Raw genomic sequence first — 20,843 nt, 5'->3', positions numbered from 1 at the left:
AAATTTTTCAAAATGTAACCACAAATGAAAAAGTCTTTCTTGTGGCAGCTGTTCTGATAAGTGGTACTGTATGTTCTAAAACTAACAAAATTCCAGGATTTTCCACGTCTTTTGGTTCAAAATATCTCTGTCCTGTAGGTAATCCTTCTTTTACTTTAGTACCAACCATAACCCCGAGCTCCCTTATCACTTGATTTGCTGCGTCCGTGAAATCGAAAGTAAATTTAAGGTACAAGTTATTGGTTGGTACATTTGATGGTTTAAACCTTCCGGAGGGAGTAACAAGCTCTCCATTTTCATCACCCACGCAGAAGAGCATCTCATCAACAACACGACGTCCAACTTCCTTAATTAATGTTGCAGAAGTAATGAATTCCGGTGGTGTGTCTTGAGTATACTCTATGGTCACCTCTGCAATGGAGCTGTTTTCTATGCGCTTAATAACACCAGTACTGCTATCAACTATATAATCAATACTTGGCTGATAAATTGTTTGCCCGGTAAAAACTTTTACGTTTTTAACAGGTTGGTGATCTAAGGTTATTTCGTCATCATCGGTGAAAGAAATTTTTTCAGCTCTATGGCTACTTTCCCAGCCTGCATCACCATTTCCCCAGGCAAGATGTATAACTTGCTCTTTTATACTTGCTGCTATTGCTGCTCGACCTGATTGTGTGAGTATTGACATTCGAAAGTTTGACCCCTATAGTATATATACACGGTAGCTTCAAAATTCGTCCAAAAAATTTCTACTTTTTTATTAAAAATATACTACAATGACTTTATTGAACGTAATAAATTAATAAATGTCGCTAACTCCATCTACTGAGCTATCTCAGCCTAAGATACTGCATTTGCATATTATAAATAACTCAATCTACATAAATAACATCGAAGTTATCAGTAAGTATTCAGTAGCATGTCTTGATATTATGCATGTGTTATTAGCTCAGTTTTGGCAGGATTTCAAAAACGGATTGCCAGCAGAAAAATATAAATTCCTTAATATTAATCAACTAGGAGAGCGTTTGGGTTTTAATTCAGAAATTCACAACTTAGAGTACAAGATTAGAAGACCCCTAAATAGAATGATCAAAGCAATAAAAGAAAATTTATTCGAGAAGCTTGGCATTGATTGTAACGATATTATCGAGAATGTCGGCTGGCCAGGATACTCTTGCAAAGACCATGGTTACCGTCTCAATCCCTTTATACTTTCTTTAGGTGCTGCTAAGTCTACAGAACGTTCTTTGAGTTGCCTTTAAAAAATGGAAATCTTATTTGAAGTTAAAAATTCCAGCACCTAACTTAAATTTACCTTCACCTCTTGCAATTGGACCATTTGGAACATCAAGCCATTTATCTTCTTTTGAGTTTGCAGCCATACCTTTCACTACCTTATGTTCGTTTAATAAGACCTGTATTAAGTGCTCAAGCTTATGCCTACTGATATTATGAAATATAGCTGGTAATCTGTGCCTTTGTTTAAACACTCCTGGTCCGCCTGTATGGGTAAATGGATGTCCTGCTTGTGCTGAAATGGCAATGGCTTGCGTAAGTATCTTTTTTAGATATTCATCAGACAATGTATTAAGTTTAAGCTGCTCGGATATATCTTCAAGTAAGCCAATTGGTGAACGCAAGTAAGTCCTTGTACTTCTGTCTGCTAACCCATTGGATTTGACTATAGCTCCTTGATAAATTGCATTGTTAACTTTTGCGATTTTCAGATCATTAAATACTGAATTTTGATGTTCTGTAGACGCAGGCCATAGTGCAAAAGAACACCTAACTCCATCAACAAGTGCAGTAGTGCCTCTTATTGCTTCTCTTGCTTGTTCTACGGTTGAAATTTTAGGTTTTCTCATATGATGTGCAGTAATTACACTAGCTCCCGTTTCAGTTGCTAAACTTGCAAGTAATCCTGTAGAAAACCAACCAAGCTCTGGATCTGAATTTATATCAGCATGGACAAATGATATTAATGGATCAAAGATGATTAGTTTTAAATTTTTGATTGTACTTAACTGTCTACTAATATTTTCAAACTTTTCTGAAATTTCAGGACATTTACCGCGCATGTTGGTTTTTAGCATAGAGAAAGGTCCTCCCATATTTGGCATAGGTATAATAAATAACCGATCATGATATTCTGCTCTTTTACCTTCAGGATCAAGACGATCAAGGCGACGATGTATTTCATCTGCATCATCCTCTGCTGAAAAAATCACCACTGATCCATGCTCAGTAACAAGTGGGCCAAAACCACATACTTGATCTGTATCACTTGCAACCTTAAGCGCTAGGTCAAGAAGAAGCATACCTTTGCCTGTGTCTCCCATAGCAGCTACTATTGAAGTTACGCCTAAAGGAAATAACCCTTCAACAAGAAATCTTTGTACTGGTGCTTGACCTAAATAACGACTCACACTCCAATCTAAAATGTTAAGCGACTGTTTTGCAGAATTTTTTTCGATAAATTCTTCAACGTTCATTCCTTCTAACACACCGTCTGCAGCATCCCAACTCTTTGGCTTGTTTTGTGGAATCTTTAGAATAGAAAGTGACGCGACTCCAAGATCTGAAAGCTTTTTTGCAGCTTTTTCAGCATACTTTTTCCCAGATTCATCATTATCTGGCCAAATGATAATATGTTTTCCCTTAAGTGGACTCCAGTCTGTTTTATCAATAGGTGCATTTGCTCCAAACATCGCTGTTGTTGCAGTAATCCCCTGTTCTATAAGTGCCTCAGCACATTTTTCTCCTTCCACAAGAATAATTTTATCAGACTTTAAGATACCTGGAATGTTATAGAGTGGCCTTATATCTGGTTCACCAAAACTTAGCTTTTTAACATCAAATGGACGATATTCCTTCTTTCAGGAGGGTCATAACGGTAAACTATAACAATAACTTGGTTGTTTTCATCGTAATAATTCCAGCTACAAGTCATGTACTGTTCTAGATCTTTGATACTCTTTTTTTCTCTAGTGTGTTGTTTGCCAAGCCATTCACCTATAGAAGCCATTACTTCAGAAAACTCTGTCCTCGCGTTCTTCCCGTGTATGACTGCCCAGAGATCGATAATGTCACCACTATCCCCGGTTGCGAAATCGTTCCATAACCCGGTTTTACTGCCACTTAGCTCTACTCTTAAACTTTTTCCTCTATTACCCCAGACATCGCCTACTTGAAACTCATTTTTGCAAAAAGTGCCATTAGGTAGTAAGTACGAAAGACAAGATCTGATGTTTTGTAAAAGCTGAGTTTTAAGCTCTTCTTTTTCAATCAATATGCCCGTTTTTCTGTAGTGTAAAATCACAATAGATTTAACAATTTCAACTTTGCTATGCCACAACCTTAGAAGCTTTCCAACATCCGTTAGCCCTGCTAATAAATTTTGCTTGTATAGGTTTTCCGTTTCCAAGTTCATACGCTATCTGCAGGATATTTTTGCTTCTACTGGGTTGAAACATTATTATACCAGATGTATAGAAGCTTCTGAGTGCATTAGCTCCAACTAAGGCCTGAAACGGTTCTTTTTCCAGTGTAGCTGTGGATACTTTTTTAGTGTGATGGGTCATGATTATTCCAATGCCGATAGAGCGCAATTTTTCAATCCCACTCCGTAAAAGAGAAAGTGGCATCAGATGCGTTGTCAGAGAGTCTATTGCAATAAGATCGATCATCTTTGTCCCAAATTTTTCCACAATAATGTCTTTGATTCTCTCTATTCCTTCGTCATTTAACGTTATTTTTATTTCTGAAGTAATGACCAAGTTTTCTTTTACCAAACTCATAAGCTTTTTGAGCTCCTGCACGCGCCTTCTCACACCTTCACGATTCATTTGGTCCTGTAAATATAGTATCTTTAGTGGCTTTGCAGGCTTCATATTAAGAAAGGATATTCCGGCTGCCATATGTGCTAATAGAGAGAGTAGAAAACTGGTTTTGCCAACCTTTGGAGTACCGCCTATAACTAAAAGCCCCCCTGATGTCAGAATTCTTGGTCCTATGACGTCTTTTGGCATTGGAGATTGATCGCTTAAATACTGTCTCAGAGAAAACGCTCCTTTCCCCTTTGTCCACTTTTTTATTTCTTCTTTATTTTGTAATTTCTCAGTATTTTTAGTATTTAACCACTTCTTGGCAGAATTTATATCACCTGTAACTAAAGTCCAAAGATCAATAATATCACCACTGATTCCTTTAGTAAAATTACGCCAATTTCCAGCTTCTTTACCCACTATTTTAACTGTAATCGTATCCCCATCACAATTGCCAACATAAGTCCTCTCTCGATAAAAATTACCGCTTGGAATTAGGTAAGGTACACACTCCTTAATATTATCAATTAATAATCCTTTTATTTCCTTTCTCTGCATAAAACTCCCATACATACTTTTCATACGTTTAGAGCTGAGATTAGCTAGCTCACAAACAGTTTCAAAAGATTTCGAATTTAACCACTCAGTTGCTTCCTTCTTTAGCTCTAGATTTTTTCCTGCTGCATCTTTGATAGCTCTCTCAATTACAGCAATCCAGAGCTTCTCCTCGTCGTACTTCAAAATGGTAACCAATCAACTTCAGATTGTTCCGGAGTAATAACCGTAGCAATTCTATTCCTGTCTCCATATCTACTATCGGTCTCAATGCCAACTTTTGCGGTAAATTCTAGGCCATTTAAATCTGCAATAGAGTTCAGCTTACGAGCAAGAGTTGCCTTTTCTGAAGTGTCATGTGGATGAATGTTCCGTGCTGACTCTAAAATACTTCGCAACATAGAACGACCAGATTCTCCCCAAGTATCTTCTCCTTCAACGCTTGCTTTGCCACTTTTAATACCAATTACTTGATAAATCTTACGTTTTGCATATGGCCCTTCAGTGACAGTAAATTCAGCGTTTAAATAGATGCTGCCAGTAGTATAGCTTTTAGTGAACCAATTTTCATAACCTCCAGGCTTAATGGCCATTTTGACTTTTACCGCTGTACCTTTTGGTATTAAATTACTTTGTGATTTTGCAGTATTAAAATCAGTTAAAAAATCTGATAGCATATTGTCCTCCTATAGATTAATTGCAAAGTGAAAAAAAAGAATCAACTCCATTGGTCTACAATCTTCCAACGACCATTTATCTTATCGACAAGCTTACTTGCCACACGTTCACCATTACGCAGTTCAAATACTATCTGACGTACAGTGCTTTCATCATCTTGAGAAAACATCACCATTCCCGTACTGTAAAATCCCCTCAAAGAACCAGCTCCGCTCAAACCCTGAAATGGGTCTTCTTCCAGCATCTTTTTTGATAATTTTTTTGTATGATGAGTTAATACAATGCAAGCATCTGGATTGACAGCACTGCGTAGCTTTTCAAGAGTCTTTTGCAGAAAAAACAGCATAGCACTGTTATCATTTTCATTTCCATACTCACTGCTAAAGATGTTACGCAATGGATCTATGGCCAAAACATCAGGTTTAAAGCGTTCTTTCACAATTTCCTTGATTTCACTTATTTCATCATGATTAAATGATAAGTGCACTTTTGGCGTAATGATTAAGTTGTTAGCAGCTACATTCAAAAGTTCGTTATCAAGTTGAAGTTGTTGCAACCGTTCTTTCATATATTCATATTCAATTTCAGTTTGCATGTAAAAAATTTTCAAAGGTCTATTTGGTGTCATACCAAGAAATGAAACTCCAGCAGCCATGTAGATAAGCCAAGAGATCAAAAAGTCACTTTTGCCGATTTTAGGTGGGCCACCTAGTACCAATAAGCCTCTTTTTGTTAAAATTCTAGGGTGGATAATATCTTCTGGTGTTGGTGATTGATCATCTAAGTATTCTTTCACACTGAAAAAGGGAATTTTTTGACTGATATTGAAAAAGTTTTGTTCCATATTACTCCAATTTTAAAATTAAACTAAGGCAACAGAAGCCAAGGTTTTGGCTTTAATTTTCGCAAGTAATTTACCAAGATGCGGTTCTTCAACCATATCAAGGCAGCCACTTCGATCTTTAGCTGGATATCCCCAAGAATTAATCGTCTGACAGACAAAAGAACGCACCTCTGTACCATCATCTTTCTTGATTCCAACCATGCTGATTACTTCATCAACAATTCCAGGAATTTCACTGGCAGTTTTAGCCCCTTCACATTGAGGCAGCCACGTTGAACGATTGCAGTCATCGAGATATTGACCTAAAGTGCCAACTATGATGATGTCCTTATCTCTAATGTGTTGAAACTGATTGAGCCAGGCCATCATTTCTTGAGCAAGTAATCCATAGGCAGCTCTCATATCCTGTTTTCCCGATCTCTCAGAAAAAGCTTCAGGTTGCATTTTTGCCCATAATAGACATAAACGTGAAGCAACGGTTATACTATCCACAAAGATGCATCGGTATTTAGAAACTTCAGAAAGAAGATCTTTATACTTACCAGATACATGCTCATAGTGCCTTTGACTATATGCTTGATCAGACTTTAATGCAGGATTAGGTCCGCCGATAAGACAAGCAATATCTCTTGCCTCATTCCAAGTACGAATGCTGATTGAATCTCCCTTCCAGTCTTGCACAGCTAAAAGTCCTGCTTCAAAATCAAGACAAAGTGTTGTTGATTCACCAAGAGTTTTAAGCAGGCTAGTTTTACCGATTCCATAAGGACCAAAGATCACAATTTTCGTTCCTGTTTGCGTCTTCAGTCGTTCATCTCTACTAATTATTTTCATTTTTCTCCTGGTTTGATCACTCAGATATATATACACGGTGACCTATGCAATTCGTCCAAAATTTGCAAAAAAAAGTTTAAGCAAATCTCATTTTAGAGATGAAAATTTATCGCGTATTTGCCTTAAAATGCTGTAGACAGTTGTTTTTGGTATGCCTGTTATTTTCGAAGCTTCAGTAATAGTAGAAACCTTAAGCAGCTCACATAGTTTTCTATGAGATTCCGGTAGTTTTGAGATTATATTTTTTACGTCAATGTATACCATTATATCATTTTCAAGATATTTACAATCTGGTATGTTATCATCAATACCAAAGTTGATCTGACGTTTGGTGCACAGTTGATTACGTAAGAGGTTACGAGCACGATGTCTGGTTAAATTAGCAACAAAAGTATTAAAGCTACTTCTTGTTTCATCATACAGACTAAGGCAAGGCCAAACCTCACAAAAAAGTTCCAGCTCTATGTCTTCAAGACTCTCATGAATAAAGCAGTCAACATATTTAAGACAATGAGCGTAATACTTTATATATTTAATAACTATTGGATCAATACCTGAAAAAGAATTTCTAGATTGCATAAAAACCTCGAATAATCAAAGGTTTATTACTAATTCTTCTTTCAAGATTCTGCAGAATTTAAATAAGAACAATTTGGCTATTATGAAAAATTAAATAAGACAATTGTTGTTTTATTAATAAATAAAATAAGACATCTATGAAATTAAATAAGATAGACTGCTGATATGGAAATTGAACGAGAGAAAATTTGATTTCCAGTTTTGTGAGATCTTACCGTTTCCAGTGAATTGCTGAAATTTGGAAACGTAAAATGTAGTACAGCTAAGTTATTAAAATTCTATCCTTTTTTGGCTGCTTTATATACAAAAATCCTGCATTTCCATTTTTAAAAATTGAGTCAATTGGAAAGAGATGAAACCCTCTATAATGGCTGATTTCCAATTTCCGAAAACCTTATATATTATATAATATATGTAAATATTATATATACATATAATATAAATAATAATAAATGAATAAGAATGGAAAGTATATAAAATACTAAAAAAATTACAAAGGAAAAAACTTAAGGAAAGAAAGGAAAAGCCCGTTAGGTACACTTGTAGCACCTTTAACACAGATAGATGAAAACAAATTGAGTTATCTGGATTTTCCGGTGTATTACTTCTTTAGCTGCTCAAGCAGTAGAAAGGATCTGTAGTAATTTGATTGCTATGAGACAAACCTTTTAACAAACTTAAAACATTTTTTGCAAAGAAATAGCAGCCTGCTAAGCTGTATCACACTCGTTATAAAATTTTTACGTTAGCAGGGTATCCACTCAAATAGTTAGCAACTATATAAAAAAACTTTAAAAAATTTCAACATTTTTTGGACGAAATTGCAAGCAACCGTGTATATATACTATACAACAACTTCCGATAATGTCAATTTTAACACTTGACCTCGGCAAACAAACAGGCTGGGCAATTCTTACAGATGAAGTAATTGAAAGTGGAAGCAAAAGTTTTCATGGTAGTCGTTTCAGTGGTGGTGGCATACACTTCTTAAATTTTCGTAGCTGGCTAAATGAAATGAAGGAAAAGTTCTCAAACATTGAAGCAGTGTATTTTGAGGAAGTGAGAAGACATCTAGGAACTGATGCAGCTCATTGCTACGGTGGTTTTCTTGCCGTTCTATCTGCTTGGTGTGAGGAGAACAATATTCCCTACCAAGGTGTTAATGTTAAAACTATAAAACGCTTTATAGCAGGCAAAGGTAATGCGAGCAAGGGTGGAGTTATTGAAGCTGTAAAGGACAAAGGTTTTTCACCTAGAGATGATAATGAATCTGATGCTTTGGCATTAATGTTTTATGCTATGAATCTTAGTAAAGATTTTAACACATTAAAAATCCCATAGAAAGTGGGTCCTTTCGGCCAGGATGGCGGGTTTGGTGGGTACGACCCCAGGCCTTCTTTAGCGTCAGAGATATTTTGAATATTAACTTTTTAATTAACTATTAAACATAGTAATTATATGAATTTAGCAATCCACTACTATCCTACTCGAGATCTTGTCGAATACGAGCGTAACCCACGTAAAAATGATGACGTAGTGAACAGAATGTGTGCTTCAATCAGGGAATTCGGCTTTCGTATTCCAATAGTTGCAAAAAGCGATGGCACTGTGGTTGATGGTCATTTAAGACTTAAAGCAGCAAGAAAACTTGGTATGGAGAGTATTCCAGTGGTCTTAAGTGATAATTTGAATGAACCACAAACCAAAGCTTTTCGACTACTTGCTAATCAATCAGCTAACTGGGCAAAGTGGGATGATGATCTTTTGAAGGTGGAAATTCAAGAGCTAGAAGATTTACAGTTTGATCTTAAAATGACAGGATTTGAATTGGAAAAAGTTCAACGATTTCTCGATGATTTTGATGGAGACAATGGTGAAGATTTTTCTAACTTAGCTGTTGATGACAAAGAAGTAACAAAACCAGGTGATCTATGGATTTTAGGTGATCATCGAATCTATTGTGGTGATAGCTCTGTAGTTGAATCATTTAAAGCAGTATTAGACGATAAAATGGCAGATATTACTGTTTGTGATTCTCCATATAACGTTGACTATGGTAGTAGCCAAGAAAGAGAAGACAAAAAGATATTAAACGATAATCAAGGTGAAAAGTATGAGCTTTTTCTCTATGATATTTGCACTCATATTTTAGCATATACGAAAGGTGCAATTTACATCTGCGTATCATCATCAGAGTTTTCAACGTTACAAAAAGTATTTGAGGAAGCGGGAGGGAAATGGTCAACATTTATCATTTGGGCAAAGAATCACTTTACGCTAGGCAGATCAGATTATCAAAGACAATACGAAGCAATGCTCTATGGATGGAAAAGCGGTAATAAACGTGAGTGGCATGGTGGTAGAAATCAAAGTGATCTGTGGTTTTATGATAAGCCAACACACAATACACTACACCCAACAATGAAGCCAGTAGAGCTAATGGAGAGAGCGATAGTAAACAGCAGCAGACCTGGGGATACTGTACTTGATCCATTTAGTGGCTCTGGCAGCACACTGATTGCATGTGAGAGAACAGGAAGAATCTGCAGAACAATAGAGCTAGATTCAAAATTTGTGGATGTAACGATAAAACGTTGGCAAGTATACACAGGTAGGGAGGCAATTCTTTCTGGTACTGGTAAAACTTTTTCAGAGATTCAAGAAGAAAAACAGTAAGAAAAAAGTGGAAAAGATAACGCAAACAGAAATTTAGTAAGCCTTAGTAGTTGTAATATTAATTTACTGGTATATACCGTATTTTAATTAGTTTAATGTAGTACATGTAAATCAATTTTAAATTAAATAAGATGTACTCAATGAATCAAGCAAAGACGTTAGCTGGAGTAGTAACGTCGCAAACAAATAATGAAACATCGTTTTCTGAAGAAGTAGAAAATAATGTTTCAGATTCTACACTATCTGTTAAGGAGAGAATTGAATTGTTTGAAAAAGGTACGAAGCAAGAACCTGACTTGAACACTGAATGCAAACTGGCTTCTTTAAATGTAATTACCAATGGTAGCGATAGCAGTATTACACCAAAAATAGACGAAGCAGGTTCTGATTTTTCAGTGAGTTGTTCTTCTTTAGTGTTGGATGATGGTAAAGACATAGAGGACGAATTTAATGCAGTTTGTGAGGCAAATGGAATAGGATATAACGGTGGGTATTCTCCTGATCAGTTTAATGTGGCATTCAGCACATCTTCCAACTACCAAACATATAACACAATAGATGTGCATGAAGAGGATAGAAAATCATGGGATAAGCCAAAGTCATCACCTAAAATCGTACAGCAGGACAATAGTAGGAGTGTGGCTCCACCTTCACCTAGAACAGCAGAAAATCATCGGTTGAGTATTATTCAGAATATTGCACCACCAAAGCTACCACATTCTTCTTTCCAATTAGATGGAGAAAAATGTGATGAGCAAGAAGCTATAGGAGAACCTATGTATGCAGCTATAGACCAAAGTAAAAAATTCTCGAAAAGAGGTTTAGATGGTGAAATAAATGATCAAAGTCCAAAGATAGAAAAGTCAAATTCTGAAGAAACATCAATTAAGAAAGGGTCAGAAGATATAATTGATGAACCTGTAGATCTGAATACAAAATTTTTAAAAAAGAGTTTGGAAGGAAGCGATAGTGGAATAGACAATAGAAGTGCAGAGATGACAAGATCAAATTCTCAAGTAACAGAAATGAGTGAGTCTTGTGGCAGTCAAGGATGGGAGAATATGTCATTAAAACATGATAGTCCAGTTACACTTTCAACTAGCTCATCAGAAAAAAGTGATAATGAAGAAACCCCGTTAATTAAAAAAGAAAAGAAAACAAATAGAATTTTGCCAAGAGTAAAATATGCAGTGCAGCAGAAGGAATTTATAATTTTCGGTATAGCTGCTGTTGCACTTAGCGTTTCTGCAGCTTTGGTATATTTACAGGATAAAGCACAATTTATTGCATTTTTTGCAAACAGTGCCATCTATGTGACTATACCAATTCTAGCTGTTGCATTATTGGTTGCAATTAGTCCGATATTTTGTGGAATAAAGCAATTTAGATATACTGAAGAGTGTCAAATAGGGGGAAAGAATGCGAATGAAACTTTGAATCAGGTGCTAGAGTATCAACCAAAAGGTAAAGTAATAAAATCAGTCAGACTGGAATACAGCAATAGTACTCATTCACATTTTACACTTAACGCTTGGAAGAGTAAGAACAACTTCATTAATATTGACGACAAAGTCATTAGTAGAAGGAATAAAGTAGAATCAGTAATCAAAGATAGGCCATTATTTACAGCATTATTAAGCAGTTTGGTTGCTGCAAATATAGTATGGCCTTTATTACTGTATGTGGAAGGTGGTATTAGTAGTGTACAGAAGTTTTACCAGAACGCTTTGATTAATAACGTAGGGCTATCAGTACTTGTAGGCTCGAGTATACTTGCACTATCAATGATATGCCTTGGAGTACATTACTACAGAAAAACAAATTGCACAAATCTTGTATATTGTGAGGAAAGAATTGAACCAGAAAAAGTTAATGGAAAGTTCATTGAGGAAATAAAGGAAGCAAGGACAAAAGTGCTTGAAGAAAACCACAGTAAAGATGCTAAATGCAGCAGTTTAACGCTAGAGCAAGTAGTGGTTGAATCTCATAACTACAAAGATGTAATTTATAGTATTAGTTGAAAGAACTTTTATAGCCAAATTTCACTATATAAAAAGAAAGCAGCTATAGTAGTAATAACCGGAGTACTTCGCTTTATGTTAGTAAAATATCTCTAAAATATTGGCAAGTATAAACAGGTAGGGAATTGCTGATACTGGCAAAACCTTTTCAGAGATTCAAGAAGAAAATTCGTAAAAAAGAAGCAAAAAAAGTGAAAATCACACAAACAGAATGGGCAAGAGAGATAGGAGTATCAAAGCAATATGTCTGTTATTTAGTAAAGAAAGGAATAGTCGAGTTGGAGGATGGTTTGATCAACAGAGAACAAGCAAATGAAGCAGTAGCAGCAATAAGAGATCCAAGTCAGCCATTGAGAAGAAAAAACTATTCAGAAAATGGAGAAAAACTTTCCACGATGTTGCTAAAAACGCGAATAAAAAATGAAATGGAACGTGGTAAACTGCTTGAGGCTAAAGCTAAGGCTGAGATAGGAGAACTTGTAGCAGTAGAGGAAGTAAAGCGCGATGCATTTAACGTAGCAAGAGTTGTACGTAATAATTTGCTTAATATTCCAAATAGGGTTTCAGCGCTGCTTGCATCACTGAGTGAAACTGAAAAGATTCATAAGACGCTCACTGAAGAGATTACAAACTCACTCCAAGAATTATCTAATACTAAATTTCAAATATAAAAAAGATTTTGAATATAAAATGGCTGATAACTTAAGTTTAGAGTTAATAAAGTGCCTCATTAATCAGCCAGAAGTGGATGTAAATGTTAGAGGGTTAAACGGAAAAACCCCATTACATTGTGCTATAGAGTTTGACGAGTTAAGCATGGTGGATCTGCTGCTCACAAAAAAGAATATCAATCCTTTTGTAGAAGATAATGATGGTAAAACATCTCTTGATTACGCAAAAGAAGGGAAAAAAGCAGAAATATTACAAGCACTAATTAATAACAAATACGGATCAGAGCAAGATAGCTTACTTCATTTAGCTGCAATGATAGGTGAAGTTAATGCAGTTAGATATTTGATAGGAAAAGGTATTGACGTTAATTTACGAAATGCTTTGCATCATACTCCATTACATCTAGCAGCAGGCATAGGACATGAAAATATTGTCAAAATTTTAGTGGAAGAAGGAAATGCTGAAATCGAGGTTTTTGATGCACGAAATCAGACACCAATGCACTATGCAGTTAATAACAAAAAGTTGGAGATAGTAAAGTTATTACTGGAGCTAGGAGCAGATGTAAATAGCGCACGTGTAGGACAAAACTCGATGAAATTATCACCTATTCATATAGCTGTAAGTAATACTAATTACGATGAAAGAGACTTATGTCTTGATATCCTCAAATGCTTAATAAAGGAGCCTAATGCTCAAGTGAATCTACAAGACTACGAAAATAAAACACCTCTACATTACGCTGAAAGACTTAAAACAATAGAGGTCTTACTAACGCGAGAAGATATAGATCCTCTGGTAAAAGACGATAGCGGCAAGACACCATTTGATTACGCTAAAAATAGACCTGAGATAAAGAAGGCTTTGATGAATAATAAATACGGTTCTGAAAAGAATAGTCTATTGCATTTAGCTGCACAAAGAGGAGAAATTGAGCTTGTAGATGCAATTTTAAAAGAAGAAATCGATATTGATATTTCAAATAATAAAGGTCTATCAGCAATTTACCTTGCTGCAGAAAAAGGACATTTACATGTAGTGAAGTTATTGCTGAAAAAAGGAGCAAATTATACACCTGTTTTGCATTTAGTAATCAAATCAAACAATTTAGAGTTACAAAAAGTTTTGTTTACTGAAAAAAATGGGGCATTGCTCTGCAGAGATACCATTGTTAATTTTCCAACCCTTCATAATAAATATATAGCACAGAGAGAAATAGCAGATAAAAGGATGAAAAAGCATAATAATATTATCTGCATCTGTATTACAGTCAGCGCAGTAGCAGTATATATAGGGTTAATAACAACAATAGGCAATGCAATCATTTTTGCAACAGTAACAGGGATATTTGCGCTTGTTATAGCAATGATGATAAGTGAGATGAGCAAAAGATATATAGAAAACGAATTTCAGAAAAAGATGTTTATGGAATTGGAGGAGTGTAGTTCTACTGTTAATGATATTGAGTTAGAACCAGTTGTGAGTAGATGCAGACAATGATATACGCCACATCTTTTTCTGAAGGTTTAAAACCAGATCCGCAGCTTAAAGTATCAGAGTGGGCGAATGGGTATCGAGTTTTAGCGCCAACTGCAGCATCAGAGCCAGGAAAATGGAGAACAGAGAGAACGCCATACCTTAAAGAAATCATGGATTCACTATCTCCTTCTTCACAGGCTGAAAAAGTAGTATTTATGAAGGGAGCGCAGATTGGAGGAACAGAAGCAGGTAACAATTGGATAGGCTATATCATAGATCAAACACCAGGGCCAATGTTAGTTGTGCAGCCAACAGTTGAAATGGGAAAACGTTGGTCGAAGGGAAGATTTGCACCGTTAATAGAGAGTACACCATGTTTAAAAAATAAAGTAAAAGACCCAAGGTCAAGAGATTCAGGCAATACTGTACAAAGTAAGGAATTTCCAGGTGGAATAGTAGTAATAACCGGAGCGAATAGTAGTGTAGGACTTCGTTCTATGCCAGTAAAATACCTCTTTCTTGATGAAATAGATGCCTATCCAGGAGATTCGGGAGGTGAAGGAGATCCAGTACTGCTCAGTATTGCTCGAACTAATACATTTGCACGGCGAAAGATTTTTTTAGTATCAACACCAACGATTCATGGAATAAGCAGAATTGAGAAAGAATTTGAAGCAACAGATAAGAGATATTTTTTTGTACCATGTCCATATTGTAATTACTATCAAGTTCTAAAATGGTCACAAATAAAATGAGAAGATAAAAATCCAAATACAGCACACTATATATGTATAGAATGTGGTGAAAAGATAGAAAATCATCAAAAGACAGAGATGCTTGACCGTGGAGAATGGAGGGCTACTAATCCAATAAAAGGGGAGAAAAAAGGATTTCATCTTTCAAGTCTTTATAGTCCAGTTGGGTGGTATAGTTGGCAACAAGCAGTAGAGGACTTTCTCCATGCAAAAGAGAGTGAACAATTACTGAAAGTTTGGATAAATACCACGCTAGGAGAAACTTGGGTAGATAAAGGAGAAGTACCAGACTGGAAGCAATTATTTAACAGGAGAGAATTTTTTCCCGTAGGCACAGTACCGAGGAGAGAAGTGGTACTTACCGCAGGAGTAGATGTACAAAAAGATCGTTTAGAAGTAGAAGTCGTAGCATGGGGAAAAAGCCGTGAGAATTGGTCAATAGACTACCGAGTATTTGAAGGAGATACAGGAGGAGGAGAAGTATGGAAAAAACTTTCGGAGTTACTTAATCATCATTTTATCGGTGAAAATGGGCTTGAATACATGATAAGCATGATGGCAGTTGATGCTGGATATGCAACGCAAGAAGTATACAACTGGGTAAGAGGTCATCAAGGATCTGGAAGAGTAATGGCAGTCAAAGGTGTAAATAAAGCTCTAGTACCACTTAGCAGTCCAAGCAGAGTAGATATAACAGTTGGTGGTCAAAAGCTGAAAAGAGGAATAAAGCTCTGGCCAGTAGGAGTATCAATATTAAAGTCAGAACTTTTTCAATTACTTAATGTTTTAAAAGAAGAAGAGAAAGTGCCAGCAGGGTATTGTCATTTTCCCGAGTATGCACCTGAATATTTTAAGCAGCTAACGGCAAAGCAATTAGTCAGCAAGGTAGTAAAAGGATACACCAAACAGGAGTGGCAAAAGGTAAGAGAAAGAAATGAAGTACTAGATTGCCGAATTTACGCAAGAGCAGCATCGATAGCACTGGGAATAGACAGATGGCCAGAGAGTAAATGGAATAGTTTGAGTGAAAAACCAGAAAGCAAAAAACCTAAAAAAGTGAGACAAAGTAAATGGTTGAATGAGAAGTAAAATGTACAATCAAGAATATTTAAGTCAAGTCGAAGAAGCGATAAAAAAACTGCAAAGCGGAGAGCGAGTAGTATCAATTGCATATGGTGATCATGTTGTGAGATATGCTGAAGTTCAGATAAAGGATCTACTGAGCTTAAGACAACGTATTAAAGCTGAGCTGAAGATTGCTGGAATGAAGCCAAAGAGGAAAATTGTTTTTTCAACGAATAAGGGAATTATTTAAGGAAATGATATGAAAAAAGTTGTAGAAGAAGAATATTCTGAAAATAGAAGGAATATAACAAACGCAGTAGTAGATTTATCTTACTGTGATGAAAATGTAGACTTCAAATTAGCTAAGGAAGACAGCATAGCTGGTGTAGTTCATAAAGTAACACAAGGACTAAAATATGTAGATCCGAAATATGCTAAAAGGAGAAAAGCTGCTGAAAATGAAGGACTTCTCTGGGGTGCATATCATCTTGGAGTCTGGGGAAATGGTAAAGATCAAGCTGACTATTTTCTGGATAAAGTAGGTGATAATGCTCAAACTCTGCTTGCACTTGATATTCAGAAAAATCAGAATGAGAAAGATATAACACCAAAACAAGCAGAAGATTTTGTGAATAGAGTTCAAGAAAGAACTAATCGCTTACCATTGATTTGCGGAGGAGCTTATTTTCTAAAAGATTTTGCTATACCAATTTAAACTGAGTGTCCACTGTGGAAAATAAGATGGTCTAAACTACCAAAAGGATGGAGTAAGTGGGTTTTGTGGCAATACACTAATGGTCAAATGGGACCTGAACCGCGTTCAGTAAGAGGAATAGGACCATGTGATAGAAGTAAATTTAATGGAACAATAGAAGAATTAAAGAATTTTTGGTTATCAGGATGTTAAAGACCTTAAAACAACTATTTAGTAAGCCAAAAATCAAAAGTTCTGCATGGTATGCAGCAGGCTCAGGAAGAAGGGTAATGTATTGGCAAGGAGAAGCGGGAAGCATAAATAATTTGCTTTCTCAAAGCCTTGAGCACTTGCGTAGCAGCTCTCGTGATATGGTAAGAAAAAATCCATATGCAGCAAATATTATTGATACAATAGTAAGTAACTCTATTGGAACAGGAATAAAACCACAATCAAAAGCAAGAGATGGGGAATTTCGAAAGAAGGTGCAAGAATTATGGCTAAAATGGACAGATGAAGCAGACAGTAGTGGAGTAAGTGATTTTTATGGATTACAAGCTCTAGTATGCAGAAGTATGATAGAGGGAGGAGAATGTTTTGTACGTTTAAGAACGAGAAAGCTAGAGGATAGATTTTCTGTACCATTACAACTGCAAGTACTAGAATCAGAGCATTTGGACAATAAGAGCAATCAAACACTAGCCAATGGTAATGTAATAAGAAACGGGATTGAGTTCAATAGACTTGGGCAAAGAGAGGCATATTACTTATTTAGAGAACATCCAGGAGAAGGCTCGTTTGGAGAATCAGTGAGAGTACCAGCAAACGATGTTTTACATATCTATAGACCATTAAGACCTGGTCAGATTCGAGGAGAGCCATGGCTTTCTAATATACTGCTAAAGCTTTATGAGCTTGATCAATACGATGATGCAGAATTAGTGAGAAAAAAGACAGCAGCGATGTTTGCAGGATTTATTACAAGACTTGATCCTGAAGCAAATATTTTAGGAGAAGGCGAAGCAAATGAGCAAGGAGTAGCACTATCTGGCCTAGAACCTGGAACAATGCAGCTTTTAGACCCAGGTGAGGACATAAAATTTTCAGAACCATCAGATGTAGGAGGAAGTTATGAAGCATTCATGAGACAGCAGCTAAGGGCAATAGCAATAGGCACAGGGATAACATACGAGCAGCTAACAGGAGATTTAACAGGTGTTAATTATTCATCAATCAGAGCAGGATTAATAGAGTTTCGTCGTAGATGCGCTATGCTGCAACATAACATTATGGTATTCCAATTTTGTAGACCAGTATGGAGTAGATGGTTAGAACTTGCAACTTTATCTGGAGAACTTTCTACAACAGATAATCAAATATTTAAAGATGTAAAATGGATACCACAGGGATTTGATTGGGTGGATCCACTTAAAGACCAGCAAGCACAGCAAGTGGCAGTAAGAAATGGATTTAAGAGTCGAGCAGAGGTAGTATCAGAAATGGGTTACGATGTAGAAGAAATTGATCAAGAAATAGCAGAAGATCAAAAGCGTGCAAATAGTCTCAATTTAATGTTTGACTCTGATTGTAAAGGGTTATGATGCTCTTAGGAAAACCATTAATGCTTGAGCCAAGGAGTTTTGAGCTACTATCGCTATACAAAGAAAAACAGCCAATTTTCAAAAATCTCAAGCACTCCATCAAAAGTAACGTAGAAAGAACTGCAATTATACCAATTCATGGAATCTTGACGAAAAAACCAGGTGCGTTTGATGAAATGCTCGGGATGACATCATATGAGCAAATAGAAGCGCAAGTAAAGCAAGAATTAGCAGATAGTAGTATAGAGACTATTTTACTGGACATAGATAGCCCAGGAGGAGAGGTAAATGGAGTATTTGACTTAGCTGATTTTATCTATAGTGCAAGAGGAAAAAAGAGGATAATAGCGATAGCAAATGATGATGCATATTCTGCTGCATATGCTATAGCTTCTAGCGCTGAGAAGGTATTTGTGAGCAGAACTTCTGGTGTTGGCAGTATTGGAGTAATAGCAAGTCATATAGATCAAAGTGAATTTGATGAAAAACAGGGAGTAAAATATACGACAGTATTTGCAGGAAGTAGAAAAAATGATTTAAATCCACATGAGCCAATGACGTCTGAAAGTCTGGAAAGCTTACAAAAAGAAGTAGACCGACTATATGAAATGTTTGTGCAGCTAATAGCAAGAAACAGAGGTCTTTCAATTGAAAAGATTCGATCAACAGAAGCAGGGCTTTATTTTGGTGAAAATGCAGTAGAGATAGGCCTTGCAGACGGAATTACAATTCTTTCGGAGTTAAAATCTATTAATAAAAACAGGAGTATTACTATGAATGAACAAACTACAACTGACCTAGAAACTGATAATTTAACTAAGTATCGTACTGAAGTTCTTTAATTAATACGTTTATGTAACTTATCACGAATGCCAGAGAAAATAGGAGAATTTATTGAGCAGGGCGTAAGTGTTGAGCAAGCTAGGGAAGTTTTAATGGAACTGCTAGCAGAGCGAACGAAGAAGACAGAGATACTGAGTGCAATACCACAGAATTCAGGAGAAGAGTTGATGATGCAGGTAGCTAAAGCTAGAGCACAATCAAGTATTTAAGTTTTTTTATAACCGCCGTATATAGCATTGATAAAAGCGGCGGTAAGCAGTTAAGGAGAGAAATTTATGAGTTGTATAAGCGAACAAAATAATCTGGGTGAACTATTAAAGTATGAGGCATCAAGTCTATATTCAAGAGATCAGATAACAGTAGCCAAAGGGCAGAACCTAAAGCTTGGTACAGTAGTGGCTCTCGATAAAGATAGCATGGTTAAGATAATAAATCCAACTGCCACAGATGGTACACAAACAGCGATAGGTGTAATAGCAAGCGATGCAAACGCAAAGGAAAATAGTAAAGGAGTAATTATTGCTCGTGGTGCAATGCTAGCAGATCATGCAATTGTGTGGCCAACAAATATCACTGAAGAGCAAAAAGCTGCAGCAATAAAGCAACTTGAAGCACGAGGGATCATTGTCCGCAAGGGAGTGTAACTTAAATTAATAAGGGGGAAAAAGAATGCAAAATCCATTTACAAATACAGCATTTAGCATGACGGCACTAACAAATGCGATGAATATATTGCCGGTAAATTATGGACGTGTTGAAAATTTAAATTTATTTCCAAGTAGGTCAGTAAGATTTAGACATATTACAATAGAAGAGCACAACGGAGTGTTAAGTTTACTACCAACGCAAGTACCCGGAGCACCAGCAACAGTAGGAAAAAGAGGAAAAAGAAAGGTAAGAACGTTTACAATTCCGCATATTCCGCATGATGATGTAGTTCTGCCAGAGGAAATACAGGGAATAAGGGCATTTGGATCAGAGAGTGAACTTAAAGCGCTGGCAGATGTAATAACCGATCATTTACAGCTAATGAGAAACAAACATGCAATAACGTTAGAGCATTTGCGAATGGGAGCGCTGAAAGGAATAATTTTAGATGCTGATGGCAGTGAATTATTAAATCTGTACAACGAATTTGAAATCACGCCAAAAGTAGTAAATTTTGCACTAGGAACAGCAACAACAGATGTAAAACGTAAGTGTCTGGAAGTATTGAGGCACATAGAAGATAACCTAAGTGGTGAATACATGACTGGAATTCATGCCTTGGTAAGCCCTGAGTTTTTTGATGCACTAACTTCTCATGCTAAAGTAAAAGAAGCATATGAGAGATGGCAAGAAGGAGCAGCGCTAAGGAATGATATGAGGTCAGGATTTACGTTCTGTGGAATCACATTTGAGGAATATAGAGGGCAAGCAACTGACCCTGAAGGAACCGTAAGAAGATTTATAGAAAGAGATACGGGACACTGTTTTCCACTAGGAACAGCAAGCACATTTACAACATATTTTGCACCAGCAGATTTTAATGAAACAGTAAATACTCTTGGACAGCCACTATATGCAAAACAAGAACCAAGAAGATTTGATAGAGGAACAGATTTACATACACAGTCAAATCCTCTGCCAATGTGCCATCGTCCGGCCTTTTTGGTAAAAGTCGCTACAACATAACAATACTAACTAAAAAGCAGTGAGGCGTAAGACTACCCTATCAGCA

General features: G+C 36.3%; 17 protein-coding genes and 3 pseudogenes. 13 read left to right on the top strand and 7 right to left on the bottom strand.

Annotation, left to right across the window (positions count from 1 at the left end; genetic code table 11):
- Positions 1–7 precede the first annotated feature (7 nt).
- Positions 8–688 (bottom strand): hypothetical protein, encoded by a 681-nt coding sequence (locus OPR24_RS03640; RefSeq protein ID WP_265032641.1) that lies wholly within the window; start codon positions 686–688, stop codon positions 8–10.
- Positions 689–806: 118 nt separating this feature from the next.
- On the opposite strand from OPR24_RS03640, the gene OPR24_RS03635 reads away from it, so the two are divergent.
- A complete protein-coding gene (locus OPR24_RS03635; RefSeq protein ID WP_265032640.1) occupies positions 807–1,265 on the top strand; it encodes a hypothetical protein in 459 nt (152 codons plus the stop codon).
- Between the two features lie 12 nt (positions 1,266–1,277).
- Here OPR24_RS03635 and OPR24_RS03630 read toward each other — a convergent pair.
- The 6 genes and pseudogenes from OPR24_RS03630 to OPR24_RS03605 form a co-directional block, all read right to left on the bottom strand.
- A pseudogene (locus OPR24_RS03630) lies at positions 1,278–3,028 on the bottom strand (AAA family ATPase).
- A gap of 319 nt (positions 3,029–3,347) precedes the next feature.
- Positions 3,348–4,568 carry an AAA family ATPase gene (locus tag OPR24_RS03625; RefSeq protein ID WP_265032639.1) on the bottom strand — a complete coding sequence of 407 codons (1,221 nt, stop codon included), beginning with the start codon at positions 4,566–4,568 and terminating at the stop codon, positions 3,348–3,350.
- Complete coding sequence (locus OPR24_RS03620) at positions 4,565–5,059, bottom strand: hypothetical protein (protein ID WP_265032638.1); 495 nt, start codon at positions 5,057–5,059, stop codon at positions 4,565–4,567. The genes OPR24_RS03625 and OPR24_RS03620 overlap by 4 nt, the downstream gene beginning before the upstream one ends.
- 41 nt (positions 5,060–5,100) lie before the next feature.
- Positions 5,101–5,904, bottom strand: coding sequence for a helicase RepA family protein (locus OPR24_RS03615; RefSeq protein WP_265032637.1), 804 nt, complete (start codon positions 5,902–5,904; stop codon positions 5,101–5,103).
- Positions 5,905–5,922: 18 nt separating this feature from the next.
- Positions 5,923–6,738 carry an ATP-binding protein gene (locus OPR24_RS03610; RefSeq protein WP_265033995.1) on the bottom strand — a complete coding sequence of 272 codons (816 nt, stop codon included), beginning with the start codon at positions 6,736–6,738 and terminating at the stop codon, positions 5,923–5,925.
- Between the two features lie 87 nt (positions 6,739–6,825).
- Positions 6,826–7,317, bottom strand: a complete 492-nt coding sequence (locus OPR24_RS03605) for an RNA polymerase sigma factor (RefSeq protein WP_265032636.1) — start codon at positions 7,315–7,317, stop codon at positions 6,826–6,828.
- An 864-nt stretch (positions 7,318–8,181) separates the two neighbouring features.
- Between OPR24_RS03605 and OPR24_RS03600 the strand changes: the two genes are divergently transcribed.
- The 12 genes and pseudogenes from OPR24_RS03600 (at position 8,182) to OPR24_RS03545 (ending at position 20,797) form a co-directional block, all read left to right on the top strand.
- Entirely contained in the window at positions 8,182–8,658 is a 477-nt protein-coding gene (locus OPR24_RS03600; RefSeq protein WP_265032635.1) for a crossover junction endodeoxyribonuclease RuvC, read from the top strand.
- Positions 8,659–8,775: 117 nt separating this feature from the next.
- A complete protein-coding gene (locus OPR24_RS03595) occupies positions 8,776–9,993 on the top strand; it encodes a DNA modification methylase (protein WP_265032634.1) in 1,218 nt (405 codons plus the stop codon).
- Between the two features lie 140 nt (positions 9,994–10,133).
- Complete coding sequence (locus OPR24_RS03590) at positions 10,134–12,014, top strand: hypothetical protein (RefSeq protein ID WP_265032633.1); 1,881 nt, start codon at positions 10,134–10,136, stop codon at positions 12,012–12,014.
- Between the two features lie 191 nt (positions 12,015–12,205).
- On the top strand, positions 12,206–12,685 hold the full coding sequence (locus OPR24_RS03585; protein ID WP_265033994.1) for a hypothetical protein: 480 nt from the start codon (positions 12,206–12,208) through the stop codon (positions 12,683–12,685).
- Positions 12,686–12,704: 19 nt separating this feature from the next.
- Entirely contained in the window at positions 12,705–14,186 is a 1,482-nt protein-coding gene (locus tag OPR24_RS03580; RefSeq protein ID WP_265032632.1) for an ankyrin repeat domain-containing protein, read from the top strand.
- Positions 14,183–16,009 (top strand): annotated as a pseudogene (locus tag OPR24_RS03575) (phage terminase large subunit family protein). The gene OPR24_RS03580 and the pseudogene OPR24_RS03575 overlap by 4 nt, the downstream one beginning before the upstream one ends.
- Before the next feature lies 1 nt (position 16,010).
- A complete protein-coding gene (locus OPR24_RS03570; protein WP_265032626.1) occupies positions 16,011–16,235 on the top strand; it encodes a gpW family protein in 225 nt (74 codons plus the stop codon).
- A 9-nt stretch (positions 16,236–16,244) separates the two neighbouring features.
- Positions 16,245–16,700 carry a glycoside hydrolase family 25 protein gene (locus OPR24_RS03565; RefSeq protein ID WP_265032625.1) on the top strand — a complete coding sequence of 152 codons (456 nt, stop codon included), beginning with the start codon at positions 16,245–16,247 and terminating at the stop codon, positions 16,698–16,700.
- 185 nt (positions 16,701–16,885) lie between these two features.
- On the top strand, positions 16,886–18,280 hold the full coding sequence (locus OPR24_RS03560; protein ID WP_265032623.1) for a phage portal protein: 1,395 nt from the start codon (positions 16,886–16,888) through the stop codon (positions 18,278–18,280).
- Positions 18,280–19,332: pseudogene (locus OPR24_RS03555) on the top strand (S49 family peptidase). The gene OPR24_RS03560 and the pseudogene OPR24_RS03555 overlap by 1 nt, the downstream one beginning before the upstream one ends.
- 66 nt (positions 19,333–19,398) lie before the next feature.
- Complete coding sequence (locus OPR24_RS03550; protein WP_265032621.1) at positions 19,399–19,767, top strand: head decoration protein; 369 nt, start codon at positions 19,399–19,401, stop codon at positions 19,765–19,767.
- 25 nt (positions 19,768–19,792) lie between these two features.
- Complete coding sequence (locus OPR24_RS03545) at positions 19,793–20,797, top strand: major capsid protein (RefSeq protein WP_265032619.1); 1,005 nt, start codon at positions 19,793–19,795, stop codon at positions 20,795–20,797.
- The last annotated feature ends 46 nt before the right edge of the window (positions 20,798–20,843 follow it).

Origin of the sequence: Wolbachia endosymbiont (group A) of Sicus ferrugineus (genome assembly GCF_947251515.1) — a bacterium.
Classification (GTDB): Bacteria; Pseudomonadota; Alphaproteobacteria; order Rickettsiales; family Anaplasmataceae; genus Wolbachia.
Note: the sequence above shows the minus strand (reverse complement) of the source record. Positions and strands in the feature narration are given on the sequence as shown.

What these genes read in the sequence shown, in the direction of transcription:
- OPR24_RS03640 (WP_265032641.1), bottom strand. Translation starts at nt 688, where the DNA reads ATGTCAATACTCACACAATCAGGTCGAGCAGCAATAGCAGCAAGTATA.
- OPR24_RS03635 (WP_265032640.1), top strand. Translation starts at nt 807, where the DNA reads ATGTCGCTAACTCCATCTACTGAGCTATCTCAGCCTAAGATACTGCAT.
- OPR24_RS03620 (WP_265032638.1), bottom strand. Translation starts at nt 5,059, where the DNA reads ATGCTATCAGATTTTTTAACTGATTTTAATACTGCAAAATCACAAAGT.
- OPR24_RS03615 (WP_265032637.1), bottom strand. Translation starts at nt 5,904, where the DNA reads ATGGAACAAAACTTTTTCAATATCAGTCAAAAAATTCCCTTTTTCAGT.
- OPR24_RS03610 (WP_265033995.1), bottom strand. Translation starts at nt 6,738, where the DNA reads ATGAAAATAATTAGTAGAGATGAACGACTGAAGACGCAAACAGGAACG.
- OPR24_RS03605 (WP_265032636.1), bottom strand. Translation starts at nt 7,317, where the DNA reads ATGCAATCTAGAAATTCTTTTTCAGGTATTGATCCAATAGTTATTAAA.
- OPR24_RS03600 (WP_265032635.1), top strand. Translation starts at nt 8,182, where the DNA reads ATGTCAATTTTAACACTTGACCTCGGCAAACAAACAGGCTGGGCAATT.
- OPR24_RS03595 (WP_265032634.1), top strand. Translation starts at nt 8,776, where the DNA reads ATGAATTTAGCAATCCACTACTATCCTACTCGAGATCTTGTCGAATAC.
- OPR24_RS03590 (WP_265032633.1), top strand. Translation starts at nt 10,134, where the DNA reads ATGAATCAAGCAAAGACGTTAGCTGGAGTAGTAACGTCGCAAACAAAT.
- OPR24_RS03580 (WP_265032632.1), top strand. Translation starts at nt 12,705, where the DNA reads ATGGCTGATAACTTAAGTTTAGAGTTAATAAAGTGCCTCATTAATCAG.
- OPR24_RS03570 (WP_265032626.1), top strand. Translation starts at nt 16,011, where the DNA reads ATGTACAATCAAGAATATTTAAGTCAAGTCGAAGAAGCGATAAAAAAA.
- OPR24_RS03565 (WP_265032625.1), top strand. Translation starts at nt 16,245, where the DNA reads ATGAAAAAAGTTGTAGAAGAAGAATATTCTGAAAATAGAAGGAATATA.
- OPR24_RS03560 (WP_265032623.1), top strand. Translation starts at nt 16,886, where the DNA reads ATGTTAAAGACCTTAAAACAACTATTTAGTAAGCCAAAAATCAAAAGT.
- OPR24_RS03550 (WP_265032621.1), top strand. Translation starts at nt 19,399, where the DNA reads ATGAGTTGTATAAGCGAACAAAATAATCTGGGTGAACTATTAAAGTAT.
- OPR24_RS03545 (WP_265032619.1), top strand. Translation starts at nt 19,793, where the DNA reads ATGCAAAATCCATTTACAAATACAGCATTTAGCATGACGGCACTAACA.